The organism is uncultured Halovibrio sp., assembly GCF_913056445.1.
GTDB classification, from domain to species: domain Bacteria; phylum Pseudomonadota; class Gammaproteobacteria; order Pseudomonadales; family Oleiphilaceae; genus Halospina; species Halospina utahensis_B.
This window is the reverse complement of the sequence record NZ_CAJXMA010000028.1, coordinates 1-15851: the sequence shown is the minus strand read 5'-3', so window position 1 is coordinate 15851 and position 15851 is coordinate 1. Positions and strand designations below refer to the sequence as shown.

Annotated in this window: 13 protein-coding genes; 11 read left to right on the top strand and 2 right to left on the bottom strand. The window is 55.4% G+C overall.

The features are described from left to right. Positions 1–148: 148 nt before the first annotated feature. Complete coding sequence (gene tviB, locus QZ501_RS07535; RefSeq protein ID WP_295718483.1) at positions 149–1429, bottom strand: Vi polysaccharide biosynthesis UDP-N-acetylglucosamine C-6 dehydrogenase TviB; 1281 nt, start codon at positions 1427–1429, stop codon at positions 149–151. Between the two features lie 216 nt (positions 1430–1645). Between tviB and QZ501_RS07530 the strand changes: the two genes are divergently transcribed. The 11 genes from QZ501_RS07530 (at position 1646) to QZ501_RS07480 (ending at position 14682) form a co-directional block, all read left to right on the top strand. After that, the gene (locus tag QZ501_RS07530; protein ID WP_295718481.1) at positions 1646–3067 is read left to right on the top strand and encodes a TIGR03013 family XrtA/PEP-CTERM system glycosyltransferase; all 1422 of its coding nucleotides are present in this window, start codon (positions 1646–1648) and stop codon (positions 3065–3067) included. A 101-nt stretch (positions 3068–3168) separates the two neighbouring features. Continuing rightward, on the top strand, positions 3169–3801 hold the full coding sequence (locus QZ501_RS07525) for an XrtA/PEP-CTERM system exopolysaccharide export protein (RefSeq protein ID WP_160898802.1): 633 nt from the start codon (positions 3169–3171) through the stop codon (positions 3799–3801). 23 nt (positions 3802–3824) lie between these two features. Then, positions 3825–5357 carry an XrtA system polysaccharide chain length determinant gene (locus tag QZ501_RS07520; RefSeq protein WP_295718477.1) on the top strand — a complete coding sequence of 511 codons (1533 nt, stop codon included), beginning with the start codon at positions 3825–3827 and terminating at the stop codon, positions 5355–5357. Beyond that, positions 5354–6250: a polysaccharide biosynthesis protein gene (locus tag QZ501_RS07515; protein ID WP_295718474.1), complete on the top strand. Its 897-nt coding sequence runs from the start codon at positions 5354–5356 to the stop codon at positions 6248–6250. Before QZ501_RS07520 ends, QZ501_RS07515 begins: the two co-directional genes overlap by 4 nt. A 28-nt stretch (positions 6251–6278) precedes the next feature. Next, on the top strand, positions 6279–7556 hold the full coding sequence (locus QZ501_RS07510; RefSeq protein ID WP_295718472.1) for an outer membrane beta-barrel protein: 1278 nt from the start codon (positions 6279–6281) through the stop codon (positions 7554–7556). A 3-nt stretch (positions 7557–7559) separates the two neighbouring features. Then, positions 7560–8435 (top strand): XrtA system polysaccharide deacetylase, encoded by an 876-nt coding sequence (locus QZ501_RS07505; RefSeq protein ID WP_295718470.1) that lies wholly within the window; start codon positions 7560–7562, stop codon positions 8433–8435. A 1-nt stretch (position 8436) separates the two neighbouring features. Next, positions 8437–9591, top strand: a complete 1155-nt coding sequence (locus QZ501_RS07500) for a glycosyltransferase family 2 protein (protein ID WP_295718469.1) — start codon at positions 8437–8439, stop codon at positions 9589–9591. 363 nt (positions 9592–9954) lie between these two features. Further along, positions 9955–11067 carry a glycosyltransferase gene (locus QZ501_RS07495; RefSeq protein WP_295718467.1) on the top strand — a complete coding sequence of 371 codons (1113 nt, stop codon included), beginning with the start codon at positions 9955–9957 and terminating at the stop codon, positions 11065–11067. A gap of 173 nt (positions 11068–11240) precedes the next feature. After that, positions 11241–12302, top strand: coding sequence for a hypothetical protein (locus tag QZ501_RS07490; RefSeq protein ID WP_295718465.1), 1062 nt, complete (start codon positions 11241–11243; stop codon positions 12300–12302). 23 nt (positions 12303–12325) lie between these two features. Next, positions 12326–13429 carry a CapA family protein gene (locus QZ501_RS07485; protein WP_295718462.1) on the top strand — a complete coding sequence of 368 codons (1104 nt, stop codon included), beginning with the start codon at positions 12326–12328 and terminating at the stop codon, positions 13427–13429. A 41-nt stretch (positions 13430–13470) separates the two neighbouring features. Next, positions 13471–14682 (top strand): glycosyltransferase family 4 protein, encoded by a 1212-nt coding sequence (locus QZ501_RS07480; RefSeq protein ID WP_295718461.1) that lies wholly within the window; start codon positions 13471–13473, stop codon positions 14680–14682. 206 nt (positions 14683–14888) lie between these two features. On the opposite strand, the gene QZ501_RS07475 is transcribed toward QZ501_RS07480, so the two are convergent. Further along, on the bottom strand, positions 14889–15851 hold a 963-nt coding region (locus QZ501_RS07475; protein ID WP_295718458.1), incomplete at its 5' end, for a hypothetical protein.

Here is a 15851-nt window from a genome sequence, read left to right as displayed (position 1 = left end):
GCATATAAGGTGGAACGCAGGAAAGCTTATGCAAGGAGCAGGCCATAAATTTATAGCCCTAAAATACAGTTAGTTATAAATGGTTAGGAGGATCGCTTGTCCTTTGCCTGTAAAGTAAACTGACACTCGCGAAGCGATCACCGAGGCCTCACAGTCGTCCGTCGACAGCCTGCTTGGGCAGCGCGTACTTCACATCAAACAGTATGGAGCCGGCGGGCTTACCCAGGGCCCGCAGCTTCTCCGCACCGAGCGCCACAAAGTCCCGATGACCCACCGCGAGGATCATCGCGTCGTAATGCCCCTCGGCAGGGCTCTTAACCAGCTCGATGCCGTATTCCTCCCGGACTTCATCCGCGTCCGCCCAGGGGTCCCACACGTCAACGTTGGCATGGTAGTCCTGGAATTCGTGGACCAGGTCGATGGCGCGGGTGTTGCGGATGTCCGGGCAGTTCTCCTTGAACGTCAGCCCCATGATCAGGACGTTGGAATCCACGACCTGGATGCGGCTCCTGGTCATCATCTTGATGACGCGTTCGGCCACCTCAGCCCCCATACGGTCATTGAGACGTCGCCCGGAGAGGATCATCTCCGGATGGTAGCCGACAGCCTGGGCCTTGTGGGTCAGGTAGTAGGGGTCCACACCAATGCAGTGGCCACCCACCAGCCCGGGGCGGAAGGGCAGGAAGTTCCACTTGGTCCCGGCGGCCTGCAGTACTTCCTCGGTATCGATCCCCAGGCGTTCAAAAATCAGGGACAGTTCGTTGACCAGAGCAATGTTCACGTCCCGCTGGGTGTTCTCAATGACCTTGGCGGCTTCGGCTACGCGGATCGAGCTGGCCAGATGGGTGCCCGCCGTAATAACAGAGGCGTACAGGTCATCGACAAAGCGCGCTGTTTCGGGCGTGGAGCCGGACGTCACCTTGAGAATGCTGGTGACCCGGTGTTCCTTGTCGCCCGGGTTGATCCGTTCCGGGCTGTAGCCGGCAAAGAAATCCTGGTTGAAGGTCAGGCCGGATTCGGCTTCCAGGATAGGAATGCAGATTTCCTCGGTAGCCCCGGGGTAGACCGTGGACTCGTAGATCACGGTGTCCCCGTTACTGAGCACCTGGGCGACAGATCGGGAAGCAGCCCTAAGAGGTCCGAAATCGGGCGTTTTGAAGGCGTCGATTGGTGTGGGGACGGTTACGATGTAGACGTTGCAGTCACGGATGCTTTCCAGTTCAGAGGAGAACCGGAGCCGCTCTGAGGCCGCCAGCTCATCGGGTTCCACCTCACGTGTGTCATCGAACCCATCCTGGAGCTGGCCAATTCTCTGGCTGTCGATGTCAAAACCGGTGGTGTGATACAGCCTGCCGAATTCCACTGCCAGAGGCAGCCCTACGTAACCAAGCCCGATGATTCCGATCCGAACGTCCTGAACGGTTGCCATGTTGCTGCTGTCCCTCGTTGATGAAGAGCGGATATTGTGCCTCATGGTGACTGGGTTGACGAGACAGTGAGAAAAACCTCAAAACCAGCAGCGTTACAAATTGAAATTGATTTAATCCAGTGTAGACTGGAGTCAGTTGAGCAGGGCTTCAGGCCCGGTGGCACAGGGTGTGCTGCCAGCTGTCCCGCTCTGTGACGGCGCAAGGAAGGAGATGCTGTGGCGCACGTCCGTTTGTTTCGACATTATCTTCATGTCCCATTTCTGATTCTGGGGCTGCTTGATTTTCTGGCCCTGGTGCTCGCGCTGTATCTGGCGGTGTTTTTCCGCTATTTCGGTGATCCCGCCATGCTGGCCGAGTACTGGACCTATGTCCTGCCCTCGGCCGTTGCCTTCGGGCTTGTAAACCTGGTTGTCATGGTCGCGCTGGCGGTTCACCAGGCAAAGCTCGAGGAAGGCCTCACCGGCATGATGCTCCGGACCATCATGACCCTGATCCTCAGCCTGCCACTTTCCTACGTCCTGGCGTTTCTGCTGCCGGACTACTTCTGGTATCTGGGAGGCGAAGGCGTCGTAACGTCCGCCTCTGTTTTCGGCTTCCTGATGCTGGGTATCGTCCGCAGTCTGTTCTTCCGACTGATCGGTGCGAACCGTTTCCGCCGCCGGGTTCTGATGCTGGGGGCGGGGCGTCGGGCTTACCAGATGGAGCAGGAGCTGCAGTCCCCCATGAACCGCAAGGGGTTCGTGCTGGTTGGATTCCTGCCCGCGAATGAGGACTCAGTGCAGGTGGATGAGCAGCGCCTGTGCCATCAAAAGAAAGACGAGGATCTGCCTGGCCTGATTGACCGGCTGCGGATTGATGAGATCGTGATTGCGGTGGATGACCGGCGTCACGGCGGGCTCCCGATGGAGGGGCTGCTGGAGTGCCGCATGCGCGGTGTGAGGATCATTGAGGGCGCCAGCTTCTATGAGCGGGAGACCCGCAAGGTGGCGCTGGAGATGATCACCTCCGGCTGGCTGGTGTTCTCGGAAGGGTTCTCACTATCCGCCATTTCGCGATTGAGTAAACGGCTGATTGATCTCTCTGCCTCTCTGGTTCTGCTGGCCGTTACCTGGCCGCTCATGCTTCTGACCGTGATTGCGATCAAGTTTGAGGACGGCCTGAAAGCACCGGTGCTCTACAGCCAGGAGCGTGTTGGTCTGAACGGCCGGATCTTCCGGGTCCACAAATTCCGCTCCATGCGCACTGACGCGGAGAAGGGCGGTGCTGTCTGGGCCCAGAAGGACGATGATCGGATCACACGGGTTGGGCATGTCATCCGCAAGGTCCGTATCGACGAACTGCCGCAGATCTTCAATGTGCTCAAGGGCGAGATGGCCTTTGTTGGGCCGCGTCCGGAACGCCCTGTATTTGTTGATCAGCTTTCCGAAAGTATTCCGTTCTACAGTGAACGCCACCGGGTCAAGCCGGGGCTCACAGGCTGGGCGCAGCTGTGCTTCGCCTATGCGGACAGCGAGGAGGACACCCGGGAGAAACTCCGGTATGACCTCTATTACATCAAGAACCAGAGCCTGCTTCTCGATATTCTGACCATGGTACAGACAGTGGAAGTGGTGCTGTTCAAGAAAGGAGCGCAATGATGGGCGCGCAATCTGTAATGCATTTCACCGAAAGATCCCGGCAAGGTCTGACAGAATCATACAAGGGTCAAAGGGATCCGAAGCGGCCATGGAGATTGACAATGAGGCGGATTCAGGGCGTAAGCCTGCTCCTGCTGGTATTCATGCTTATAGCGGGTTGTTCAGGGAGCCCCTATTCTTCTGAGAACCGTATCCAGAAGGCCCTGGAGCGTGAGTCTGAGCCGGTTGAGGAATACCGGATTGGCCCATCGGATGTCCTCCGCGTTGTCGTCTGGCGCAACGAGGACCTCAGCGTCCAGGTGCCGGTACGACCGGATGGCCGGATCTCGGTACCGCTCGTCGGGGACGTTCCCGCAAGCGGCGAGACCCCTGAAGACCTGGCCGGGGAGATCGAGAAGGGGTTGGATCCCTACATTCGCCAGCCTGAAGTCAGCGTTATCGTGACCCAGATGGGCAGCCACGAATTCAGTCACCGGGTCCGGGTCACCGGTGCCGTGCGCCAGCCAGCTTCCCAGCCCTACCGTCAGGGCATGACCGTCATGGATGTGGTCCTGGGTGCCGGAGGATTGAATGAGTTTGCGAACGGGGATGCGGCAACACTGTATCGCCAGATGGATGGTGAGGTGGTGGCGATCCCCCTGGATCTGGAGGCCATCCTGAATGACGGGGACATCAGTACGAACCATCGCCTGGTTCCCGGCGATATCATAACAATTCCGGAACGTCGCTTCTGACGGGCCCCTGGAGGTAAATACCGATGGCATTGCCACTGTCACGCCTTCCCTTTGAGCTGTTGCGTGAGCTCCGCCACTACCGATGGGCGGCTGTCGGGCTGTTCGCCCTGGTCAGCTTTGCGGTGCTTGCGGTTGGGTTCATCTACCCCTATCAGTACCGCTCGGAAGTGGTCATATTCGTGGATGACAGCAATATCATCCGGCCCCTTATGGAGGGATCCGCGGAGATGACCGGGATCTCGGACCAGACTTCATCGGCGCGCGAACTGCTGTACTCCCGCAGGGTTCTGGAACGGCTTCTGGAGTCCGAACGGATTTTCAACGAGAACATTTCCCAGATGTCCACGGAGCGCCTGGAAGGGCTCTATTCACGTTTGAGGCGTAATATCGGTGTCAGCGCCCAGGGCGAGAGCTACTTCACGATCCGCTACCAGGATACGGACCCCAGGCAGGTCTACCTGATCGCCCAGCGGCTGGGGCAGCTGTTTCTTGCCGAAACAAACCGGCGCAAACGTGAAGAAAGCCGCAGTGCTTACGAGTTCATCGACAAGCAGGTGAAGTCCTACGAGCAGCAGATCAGCAACACCGAACAGAAACTGAAGGAGTTCCTGTCGCGCAACGTTGAGGGCACGGAGCAGGAAGCCAATTCCAGGATGGCGCGCATCCGCAGCGACATCGATGCCGCTGAACTGGAGCTGGAAGAGGTTCAGGCCCAGAAGCGCTCGCTGGAAGAACAGCTGGAACAGGTTTCCAGCGGTGAAGGGGTGAGCAGCTCAAGCAATGCCGCTGCGGGCCCACTGGCCGAACGCATCAGTCGTATGGAAGAACGCCTGGATGAACTCAGGCTCCGTTACGAAGACTCCTACCCGGATGTGGCAAGCCTTGAGCGGCAGATCCGGGAACTGAAGGAGCGCCAGTCCAGTGGCCAGCCTGCCGGGCCCGAGAATGACAGCAGCAACCTGATGTTCAACCCGTTTTATCAGGAGCTCAAGACAGAGCTGTCACGTGTTACCGCTCGCGAGGAGTCCCTCCGAACCCGCATCAGTGCCCTCCAAAGGCGCCTTGCCGAGCAGAAAAACCGGATGGAAACGATCCAGGAGAACAAAGCGGAAAGGTCGGAACTGACCCGGGATCTCGAGGTGAACCGGGAGATCTTCAATGATCTGCTCAAGCGTCGCGAGCGGGCCAGAGTCTCAATGCACCTGGATGTTGAAGGGCAGGGCATGTCCTTCCAGGTCCATGAGCAGGCACGGTATCCCCTTAATCCGTCAGGTCTCCAGTTCGAGACCTTCGCCTCAGTGGGGTGGCTCCTGGGGCTGATGGCGCCGTTTGGCCTGCTGGTCGGCATATTGCAGATCGATCCCAGGGTGAGGACCACGGAACAGATGCGTGATGCGCTGGATATCCCCTTGCTGGGAAGTATTCCAAGGGTGCGTACACCCTACGAGCGACGGCGGGAAAAGCGGGGCTACGTGCTTATGGTGGTCTGCGTTGCCGCGGTAGGCGGTGCTTACGGTGCCGTGGTGTTCCTGAGAATGACGGGGGTACTTGGATGAGTGATTCAGGGCGGGGGCGTGACGACCAGGATCGGGAAGTATCGCCGAACACCGGGAACGAGTGGGGTGGTGATGCCAGTTTTGATCGGGTACCGCCGGACGCAACCGAAAAAGGCGATGGCGGGCCCCACGCGAAGCGCCAGACCCAGGGGGCGAGCAGTGACGGCCACGAGTTGGTCAGTAAGCGGGGGGACCTGAGCGAGAAAATCCAGGCCAGCAAGCAGATCGCCAACATGCAGGAGCCCCGGCGTCTGAATCGGGATGACCTGGATGAGCGACGCATCATCTACCCGGAATCGCCGGACCGGAATCTGGTGAACCGTTTCCGCCAGTTGCGGACCCAGTTGCTGGAAGTCAGTAACAACACCAATTTCTCACTGGTGGTAACAGGTGCCGTGGAAGGCGCTGGCGCGTCTTTCATGTCAGTGAACCTTGCGGCTGCATTCGCGTTCGACCAGTCCAAGACGGCCCTGTTGGTGGACTGTAATCTTCGCTATCCGAGCCTGCATTCGCTGTTGGACATCATGCCGGACGCGGGACTGACCGATTTCATTGAAGATCCTGAGTACGACATTGGCCGGATCATCTATCCGACAGGGATTCCGCGCCTTCGCCTGATCCCTGCGGGCAGCCGACGGGAGTCGCCCTCGGAATTCTTTACCAGCTGGCGGATGGAGGAATTCATAAGCGCTATCCGCGAGCGTTACCCGGACCGATTCATCATCCTGGATACCTCCAGCATCGCGGATTCACCGGATGCCCGGATCCTGACCGAACTCTGTGATTACACCATGCTCGTGGTCCCCCACGGCAAGGTCACCACCACCCAGGTGGAAAACGCCGTTGGGGGCATCGACCCCAACAAATTCGTCGGAGCCATACTGAATGCCTGAACGGACCCTTCAAGGTCCCGGTTCAAGGATGAACGGAACAAAACAAGCGGTTTTCGGTGCAGTCCTGACACTGTGGCCCATGGCGGTAGCGTGGGCGAATCCCGCCACCGTGGATGTGTTCGCGAACACCCGTTACTCGGACAACATCGACAAGCGCGCCTCCGGCAACGAGGAAGGCGATTTCCAGCATCGGGTTGGCCTGGGCATCAATAAGAACTCAGACCCCGGCACCTGCGAAACGGGCATTGGGGGCGACATCGCCTTTGTGACCTATCAACGAGGCACGAACAGCGACGAAGTCAGTGCCGACCTGGATGCTTCCGGCAAGTGCCAGCCCAATCGTAATGTCCGATGGAGCGCACGGGGCAGCGTCCGCGACGTGCGAACCACCACCCAGGCGCCGGATTCCCCGGCTAACCGTGAACGGCGCAGTTTCCTGGCAACCGGCCCCAGCTTTATTGCCTACCCGAGCCGCCTGGATACCTTGACGCTGGATGTGGAATACCAGATGACCCGCTTTCAGGAGTCCTCGGATGACGACAGTGACCGGCTCGTGACTACCGGTCGCTGGCAGCGCCTGTTCACCCGCAACCTGAACGGGGGGCTGGCGCTCAGCCAGAGCAATATCGAGTACCGGCGCACCGAGGAAGAACTGACGCGCCGGAGCGCCAACGGGTTCTTCAGCTGGCAGCGGGGCAATGGCGCCTGGAATGGGGAACTGGGCTACTCCTGGCTCGAGAGTGAGCAGGGCCCACTGGTGAACGACTCGGAAGGCATGACGGGCGAGCTGGGCTACAGCCACCAGTGGGGGCAGAGGACCAGCGCATTCGCGCAGTTCCGCCGCTCCATCACGGATGTCTCTTCAGAAGTGGATCTCAGAATACCCGGACTGGACTTGAATCTGACCGAGACCTCGGCCGTTGTGGTTACAGCGTTCACCGTCGGCGCCGGTCAGCAGTGGACAGGGCGAACCCGGACGGACCTCAGCATTTCCGCCACCCGATCCGACTATGAAGCCTCAGGCACGACCGAGGACCGGCTCAGCAGTGAGTTGGCCCTGAGCCACAAGCTCACCCCGAATCTCACAGGGCGGGGCAGTGTGGGATACGCGCGGGAGGAGTTTGGCGAGAGCGGCGATGACCAGCGGGATACCGTGCGCGGGCAACTGGGCCTGGATTACCGCCGGACGCGGGATCTCACCCTGAACGCCAGCATTGGCCACGAGACCCAATCCGCCGACAGCCAGGGCGCTCGTGACTACGACGAGAACTGGGTCCAGGTCGGTGTTCGCTACAACCTCAGGTAACCCATGAACAGCATACCCAATGCACTGACAATCGACGTGGAAGACTACTTCCACGTGGCGGCCCTTTCCGAGGTGATCAGCCCCGAGGACTGGTCCTCCATGGAATACCGCTGCGAGGCCAACACCGATCGCCTGCTGGAGATCTTCGACAACGCAGGCGTGAAGGGCACCTTCTTCGTGCTCGGCTGGGTGGCGGAAAAATCCCCGGCGCTGGTGCGGCGCATCGCCGCAGCCGGCCACGAGATCGCCAGCCACGGCTACAGCCACCAACTGGTCTACAACCAGACGCCGGAGGTCTTCCGCGAGGAAACCATCAAATCCAAGGCCCTGCTGGAAGACCAGGTGCAGCAGCCCGTGAACGGCTACCGCGCCGCGAGCTATTCCATTACCAATGAGTCCCGCTGGGCGCTGGACATCCTGGCCGAGGCCGGCTTCACCTGGGATTCCTCCATATTCCCGGTCCACCACGACCGCTACGGCATGCCTGGCACCCCCCGCTGGCCCCACCGCCTGACCACGGACAAGGGGTACGAGCTGACCGAGTTCCCGCTGACCACCCTGAAGCTGGCGGGTTACACCCTGCCCATTGCTGGGGGCGGCTACTTCCGGCTCTACCCCTACGGCTTCAGCCGCTGGGGCCTGGCCCGCGCCAATCGGGAAGGGCAACCCTTTATCTTCTACCTGCACCCCTGGGAGATTGACCCAGAGCAGCCCCGTTTCAACGTCAGCCGGTTCTCAAAGTTCCGCCACTACAACAACCTGGACAAGTGCGAAGCCCGCCTTAAGAAGCTCGTGAACGACTTCAACTTCACCACCGTCGCCAACGTCCTGGAAATGCAATCCTCTGCAGGAGCGTGCTCCGCACGCGATAACCCCTAACATGCTCGAATTCCTCTTCTGGCTTTCTGCCGTCCTGGTTGTCTACATCTACATCGGCTACCCCGCCCTGATGGGCCTGCTGGCCCTGAACAAACGCCCCGTGGCCTATGACGACAGCTATCAACCCAATGTTTCCATCCTCATCGCCGCTTACAACGAGGAGAAGGACATTGCCGAGACGCTGGAGAACAAGATCACCCAGGAATACCTCAGGGACCGCCTGGAAATCCTCGTTGTCTCCGACGAATCCGACGACGACACCGATGACATCGTCAAGCGCTACGCCCGCACGTCGGACATCACCATCCGCCTCTTCCGCCAGACCCCCCGCCAGGGCAAGACCGCCGGCCTCAACCTCATTGCTCCCGAGGCCAAGGGCGAGATCATCATCTTCTCGGACGCCAACTCCCAATGGGCCCCGGACGCCGTGGCCAAGCTGGTGCGCAACTTTGCGGACCCGGAAGTGGGCTATGTGACGGGTAAGATGGTCTATACCCACGACGACGGCTCGCTGATGGGCGACGGCTGCAGCAGCTACATGAAGTACGAGAACTGGCTGCGGGAAAAGGAAACCGCCGTGGGCTCCATCGTGGGCGTGGACGGCGGAATCGACGCTATGCGACGCAATCTTTACGAACCGTTGAGCCCGGACCAGCTTCCGGACTTCGTCCAGCCCCTGAAGGTGGTGGAGAAGGGCTGGCGTGCTATCTACGAACCCGAGGCATTGCTCAAGGAAAAGGCCCTGAAGGACTCGGACAGCGAGTTCGCCATGCGCGTGCGCGTTTCGCTTCGGGCGGTTTGGGCACTGTACGACATGAGGCAGCTACTCAATCCGTTCAGCCACGGCCTGTACGCGTTCCAGCTTCTGTCCCACAAGGTGTTGCGGTACTACGCATTCGTACCGTTGGTAATACTGGCATTGGTTTCCACTGTGCTGTCCAACGACGGTGCCTGGTACACGCTAGCGTTCTGGGTCCAGCTAGGCTTTTACGGTGTGGCCTGGGCAGGGCACAGGAAAGAGGGCAAAGGGGAAGAGCTCTCGAGCCTCTTTGCGATACCGTATTACTTTGTGCTTCTCAATCTGGCTTGCCTTTACGCCGCCCAGGCATTTCAGCGCGGAGAGAAGCGGACGACCTGGGCGCCAAGGAAAGGTTAACTCTATGGGAATGAAAGCCAGTTTATTCCGAAAGCTGCCGCCTTCCGTTAAGCAGGAAGTGCGCCGGTGGCGCTATGGCAAGCTTATTGACCGGAATCGATTCCGCTTGACCTGCTCCCCTCTAGCGTTCGTGATTCCGAGCGGGAACCTCTATCAGTGTCAAATGACCTCTGAAGGCGGAGACTTTGTGATTAAGGGCTACCCGTTCAGGAAGTTCCTGCTTCAGGAATTTCGAGTCAGTTTCGTGAAGATCGATGCTGAATGCTGTGATGCGCAGATTGTCAGAGAGTGTGCCGGCATCATTTCGAGAGATCGCTCGGCTGTAATAGCTCCCTCCGCTTCAGTTACAGAGCTATGAAAGTCTTGCATTTGATCGACAGTGGCGGGCTTTATGGGGCCGAAAAGATGCTGTTGAGTTTGGCCACCGAGCAGCAAGCGCTCGGACTGGATATAACTATTCTGAGCGCCGGAGAGCCTGGTTGCGGTGAGAAGCCGCTGGAGATGGAAGCTCAGCGCCTTGGATTACCGATTATTCAATGGCGAATGAGGCCCGGCATCAACCTCCCTGAAGCGAGGAAGATTATCAGGTGGGCGCGAGAGCAGGACTTTCACGTTATGCATTCCCATGGTTACAAGTTCAATATCCTGGCCGGACTCTGGCCCCGGGGTATGCGTCCCCCATTGGTTACTACCCTGCACGGCTACGTTCGAACGCCCCGATTCTCAAAGATGTGGCTTTATGAGTGTGCTGATCGGTTTATTCTGCGCCGCATGCAGGCGGTGGTTCTGGTTGATGAAAGCATGAAGGCGGATCTGGGCCGGGGAATGCACAAGTCTGGACGTGTTCACGTCATTCCGAACGGGGTGGATATTTCGGATATTGAAACTCGAGCTCAAACAGAACTGGCCCTGGAATTAAGCTGCTTTCTCCAAGCTCACACACCAGTAATCCTCGGTGTTGGCCGTCTTTCCAGGGAGAAGGCTTTCGACAGGCTGATAGAAGCCTTTTCAACACTCAGCCAGCACCATCCAAAGGCTGGGCTCCTGATTGTGGGGGAAGGCAGACTAAGAGCTGAACTTGAGGCCCTGGTTCGGAACCACAACCTAGGGGATAGAGTTCTGATGCCGGGATATTGCGATAATGTACCCGCTCTGATGGCCCGTGCCACTGCACTCGTCATTCCGTCCCGAACAGAAGGGCTTCCCATCACGCTCCTTGAGGCGATGACGCTGAGGCTGCCGGTCATTGCGTCTTCGGTCGGTGCAATGCCGCAGGCGTTGGAGAGCGGGAAGGGAGGTAAGGTGCTTCGGGAACCTTCTGCTGGGAACATTGCAATTGCACTGGGGGAATGTCTGGGCGAGGTTGAGCAGACAAGCCATAAAGTTAGACGTGCAAGGCAAAAGCTAAAAAGTGATTACTCCGCGAGTGCCATGGCCGCCACTTACAATGATCTCTATCGCCGGATGCTTGTTTAATGCGGGTTGTCCTAGTCTTAAGGTATCTTCTCGCGCGTGGCCTTTTCTTTTTTACAGGGCTGCGAATCGGGTACTGGCGCCAGGCAGTTGAACGCGCATGGTCGGTCGAGTCCAGGGAGCAATACCTTGAGTCGACACTGCGTACATCTAACCTGAGAGATGCTGCGGGCAACTTGATCAGTACACTTCAGGGACTGGAGAAAGCACCGATCCTAACGAAAAAAGATTTCATCCAGTCAGGCTCAACACCCCGTCAAAAAGCCAGATTTCATAGGCACACAGCTGGCAGTAGTGGCACCCCGACCGATGTGTGGTTGAATCGTAATGAATTGGGGCGGATGCTCGGCGTACGGGATTACTGCTATCGCCATTGCGGGATCCGCGTCGGCGATCGTGAGGGGCGAATTTGGGGAAGGCCTGAGAGAGGGTTGAAGAGCATTATCAAGCAATTCCTTCTCAACCGGCAAGTTTTTCACCCATCTGGACGCTTCCTGAAGGAAGAGGTCGAGCGCCTCATCCAGTGGCGTCCAACGTATCTGTATGGCTATGCGTCATTGCTTCTTGAGTGCGCCCAGGAAGTCGAGCGTTCAGAACGATCCATACCAGGACTAAAGTGCGTCATTGTTACGGCTGAGACCATTATTCCTAGCCAGAAGGCCTTCCTGGGGAGGGCTTTTAATTGCTCGGTCCACGAGGAATACGGTGCCTCAGAGTTCGACATCATTGCCTTTGAGTGCGGGGACGGGCATCGGCACTTGGTTAACCCGTGGCTAATCATTGAATCAGGACCGGAGGCTCAGGCCTTGGTAACGGATGTTTCTAGGAAGACACAGTCACTGATTCGCTACGAGTTGGGTGACGTCCTCCAGATGAACTCCACGGAATGCCATAGCTTGGGTGATCATCAAGTAATTTCTGTGCTTGAGGGGCGCCTCAGCAATCAATTCGCTGTCACCGCCCAGTCTGAGAAGTTCCACGCCGTGGAATTTGGTCATATTATAGAACGGTATCAAAGTGATTTTGGAGATGTCTTTCAGTTCACCTTCATTCAAGACGTTCCAGGGCGTTTTAGGCTTGAATGTTCCCCAATTCCGGAGCAAGGCATAGAAGTTGTCGCAAGATACGTGGAAGATATGATTCTTAGGAAAACTGGATATTCGATTCAAGTGATAACTAATAAAGAACCTAATAGATCAGAAAAAAAGAAAACGTATTTTGTAGCTGGTGATACCTAGTATTTGGAGCGAAACAGGAATTTATGCCAACACCAACTCTTAGAATTGCAGCAGTAGGTGATATATCGTTAGGGGATCATCCAGTTAGAGCGGGATTTGGAACCCGTAAATTACTCTCCAAAAGAAGAGCGGAGTTACTCAAAGATGTAAAGGACCTCATAGGTAAAGCTGACTTAACAATCGGAAATCTCGAAACGGTTGCATCTGATATTGGGTATGATCCTGGTAGTATCGCTTCACATGAGATGCGTGGATCTCCTTCTTCCGTTAGTATTTTGAAAGAATCTGGCTTTGATATTCTTGGCTTTGCAAACAACCATGCAATGCACCATGGGAGAGATGCATTTATTGACACGGTCCGTAACCTCCGGAATGAGGGGTTGGAGGTCATCGGTTTGGAAGAGGTTCCTGGCAGAACCAACCTGTACGTAGCCGATGGACCTGGTGGCACTCAGACATGCTTTTTTGCCGTCTCCATGAGGCCCGAAGAGAGAGCCGAAGGACCTCTTCCTTATAGCCAGAGAGAGAGCGAGGAAAAGATAATCAACGAAGTTCTAGAAATTCGTGAGACCCAAAACGGATTTATCATCTGTTTCTTGCATTGGGGACTTGAGTTTCTGGACTATCCATCGCCAGATCAGCGAAGGTTCGCACATCGGCTCATTGATGCTGGTGTTGATGTTATCATTGGACATCACTCACATGTTCTACAGCCCTATGAATACCATAATGACGGTTTGATCTGTTACTCGCTCGGAAATTTCCTTTTTGACTTATGGAATCCTGAATTCAAGGAAACTGTGATTGCATTTATTACCTTGCAAGAAGGGGTACGACCGGAGATCTGCTTTGAGCCCGTTGTCATCGGAGAGGATTGTGCCTTGATGGTGCCATCTTCTGCCGCGGATAGCAATAGGATTTATAACCGATTAGACCCTAGCACTCCTAAGACTCTTAGCGATTCGTTGATAAGCCACGAAGAGTATGAAGCAATCTACAGAAAAAAAGAATTGGAATTTCGATACTCCAGTTACAAATTCTTTATCAAAAATATTTTTAGGTATCCGATGGTTTTCGTCTATCAATCATTGTTAAGAACACTGTTTAGGCGTCTTTCCGGGGAGTAAATATAAAACACGTATGTCTGATTAATTTGGAGATTTCTAATATGTATTTTCTTTTGGTGTATAAAGAAGACTACCCGTGGGACGTGCGTGTTGAAAAGATCACTCGAACCCTGAATGACCTTGGATACTCAGGGGGAGTCCTTGCTAGAAACAGGAGTTGTAGAGTTTCTGAAGAGTGTTTGGATGGTATTCTGGTAAATAGGCTGCCAAAGATTTCCTCTGTCCCGGCGTTTATTCGTTTTCTCATAAACCTGCCGCTGTGGTTTAATCCGGTTTGGATCTGGTCTATCTATTCTCTAACCAAGAGGAATAGTTATAAAGTAATAATTGTTAGAGACCTCCCATTAGTCAAAGCGGCGATTGTTGTCGGAAAAATTACAGGAACCAAAGTAATATATGATATGGCTGAGTGCTACCCGTTAATGTATGATTCAATTCAGTCAGTTGGCTCAAACGGAATAAGCTCTCGGCTCCTTAAAAACAGTCATCTCGCAGCTTTATATGAAAAGGAGTGTGTTCACAAGGTTGATTGGGTGTGGGTTATGATTGAGGAGTCCAGGGATCGATTGATAAATAACCTTGGCGTTCCCCCAGATAAGGTAAGTATAGTTAGTAATACTCCAATACTGAGGGAAGAACGCGATTACTCAGGATATCACAATGATAGAAAGGTGAGGATCGTATATGTCGGTTTTCTCAGCCTGCTCCGAGGCCTTGATTTGTTGATCGAAGGGGTAAGTGCTTTTTGTGAATTAGAAGATCGGTCTAAGATTTCTGTTGATATCATTGGCAAAGGTAAAGAGGCTGAATCTCTCAAGGAGTTGGTCAGGCAACGAGGGGTCGCAGATGTAGTAACGATCCATGGTTGGTTAGAGCAAGATGAGGTCGACCGACTGGTACAGAGTTCGAATGTTGGAGCACTGACCTATCGGAACTGTAGCCATTGGAATCATACGATCCCAAACAAGCTCTTTGATTATATGGCTGCTGGCCTGCCTGTGCTTGCTGGAGATATTAAGCCAATCGCTCGGATAATGGCGGAATGTGAGTGTGGGCTTGTCGCTGATGCAACAGATAAGGGTGAAATTGCGCGAAACCTAATAAAGCTCAGTGATCCCGCGTATAGGAATATTTTGGGAGAAAATGGGTACCAGAAGTACCGGCAGAGGTATAATTGGGACCGGGAAGTGTCCGTTATCCAAAAAGATCTAGATACGCTGTTGAACGGTGTTCAGGTGACAGCGAGCAATTGAAGCAAACTGGCCCGGATTTCTAATGAACTGGCCTCTAATCCTGGCTCTTGGTCCCGCCAGACGTCACCAACTGGTTTTAAATCCGGGGATTTTGAGGCCAACGTTCTGGATTTCTGGCCTTCCACAGTGCTCGATGAACCTGGCAATCTTTTCCGGGCTCAAACGCTCGCCCAAAAGGACACTGCCGCAGATAATGTTCAAAACTGTCACTGTACCGATTCGATGGCGGGTGGATTCGGGGGCGATACCACCCTGAAAGGGTGACCCTCTGGATTTTTCACACCACTGCGGTCAAAAATGAAGAGATAATATGTATTATCATCCGTGGATAGCTGACCTCGAGTAAAGGCGAATTCCATTCTATTTTGGGACCAACTTATTGGTCGCTGCAACTCGTAGGAAGTTGCTGACTCGAGGTTCTTTGAATCGGCTACGATGACTCGTTGCCAGGAGCTATCCATGTAAGGTTCACTGATTTCGAAGGTGTTCAGCCCGAAGTCTCCAGTGTTTTGACCTACCAATTGAAGGGTTGGACTGGATTCGAAATGTTCAACGACGGAGGGATCAAAGCTGAAGCTTCCTTTCTTTTCGAAATTAACCCAGTACTCGGCAGTGCCGCGAGATTTATCAATCATGAATTCCATTAAATTCCAGGCTTGGGGTTTCAGGTCGGGTCGAAAATCGTCGTTGCCCCCGTCGCCAGGCCCCGTGCTTGAAGCAACATAAATCCTGTTAAGTGCCCAAGAGGCCCGAATGCCGCTGTTGCCGCCGCCTGTTTCCCAGATGCGCGCGTATTTTTCTGGACTGGTGAATGAATCAATCGTTCCGGTGTCCTCTGAAATGTAAGCCTCTGCACCAGTCGATTGCCCAACCAGCGTTTTGCCTGCGAGCCGCAGGAGGTTCGACATGGTGTCAAACTCGACTTCGAGCCATCCGTCGTCGTTGATGCCGATAACCCAGCCATCGACATCAATACCTTGCGCGCCACCGCCGGGAACAACAAAGCGCTCGCCGCGGGTTAATTCGGACTCCCCAAAGTCGAAGTTGCCGTCAATTCCGGTCGGCTTTATCTTTACATGGCGGTTAGGATGAAATTCAGTTCGAATCCACCAGGATACGTATATTTGGGTGTTGCCGTCGGGACGGGCGAATCGCCTCAAGTCTGGATC

Coding starts and splice junctions, on each gene's coding strand:
- QZ501_RS07515 (WP_295718474.1), top strand. CDS start 5,354: ATGAGTGATTCAGGGCGGGGGCGTGACGACCAGGATCGGGAAGTATCG.
- QZ501_RS07485 (WP_295718462.1), top strand. CDS start 12,326: ATGCCAACACCAACTCTTAGAATTGCAGCAGTAGGTGATATATCGTTA.
- QZ501_RS07510 (WP_295718472.1), top strand. CDS start 6,279: ATGAACGGAACAAAACAAGCGGTTTTCGGTGCAGTCCTGACACTGTGG.
- QZ501_RS07500 (WP_295718469.1), top strand. CDS start 8,437: ATGCTCGAATTCCTCTTCTGGCTTTCTGCCGTCCTGGTTGTCTACATC.
- tviB (WP_295718483.1), bottom strand. CDS start 1,429: ATGGCAACCGTTCAGGACGTTCGGATCGGAATCATCGGGCTTGGTTAC.
- QZ501_RS07520 (WP_295718477.1), top strand. CDS start 3,825: ATGGCATTGCCACTGTCACGCCTTCCCTTTGAGCTGTTGCGTGAGCTC.
- QZ501_RS07480 (WP_295718461.1), top strand. CDS start 13,471: ATGTATTTTCTTTTGGTGTATAAAGAAGACTACCCGTGGGACGTGCGT.
- QZ501_RS07525 (WP_160898802.1), top strand. CDS start 3,169: ATGAGGCGGATTCAGGGCGTAAGCCTGCTCCTGCTGGTATTCATGCTT.
- QZ501_RS07505 (WP_295718470.1), top strand. CDS start 7,560: ATGAACAGCATACCCAATGCACTGACAATCGACGTGGAAGACTACTTC.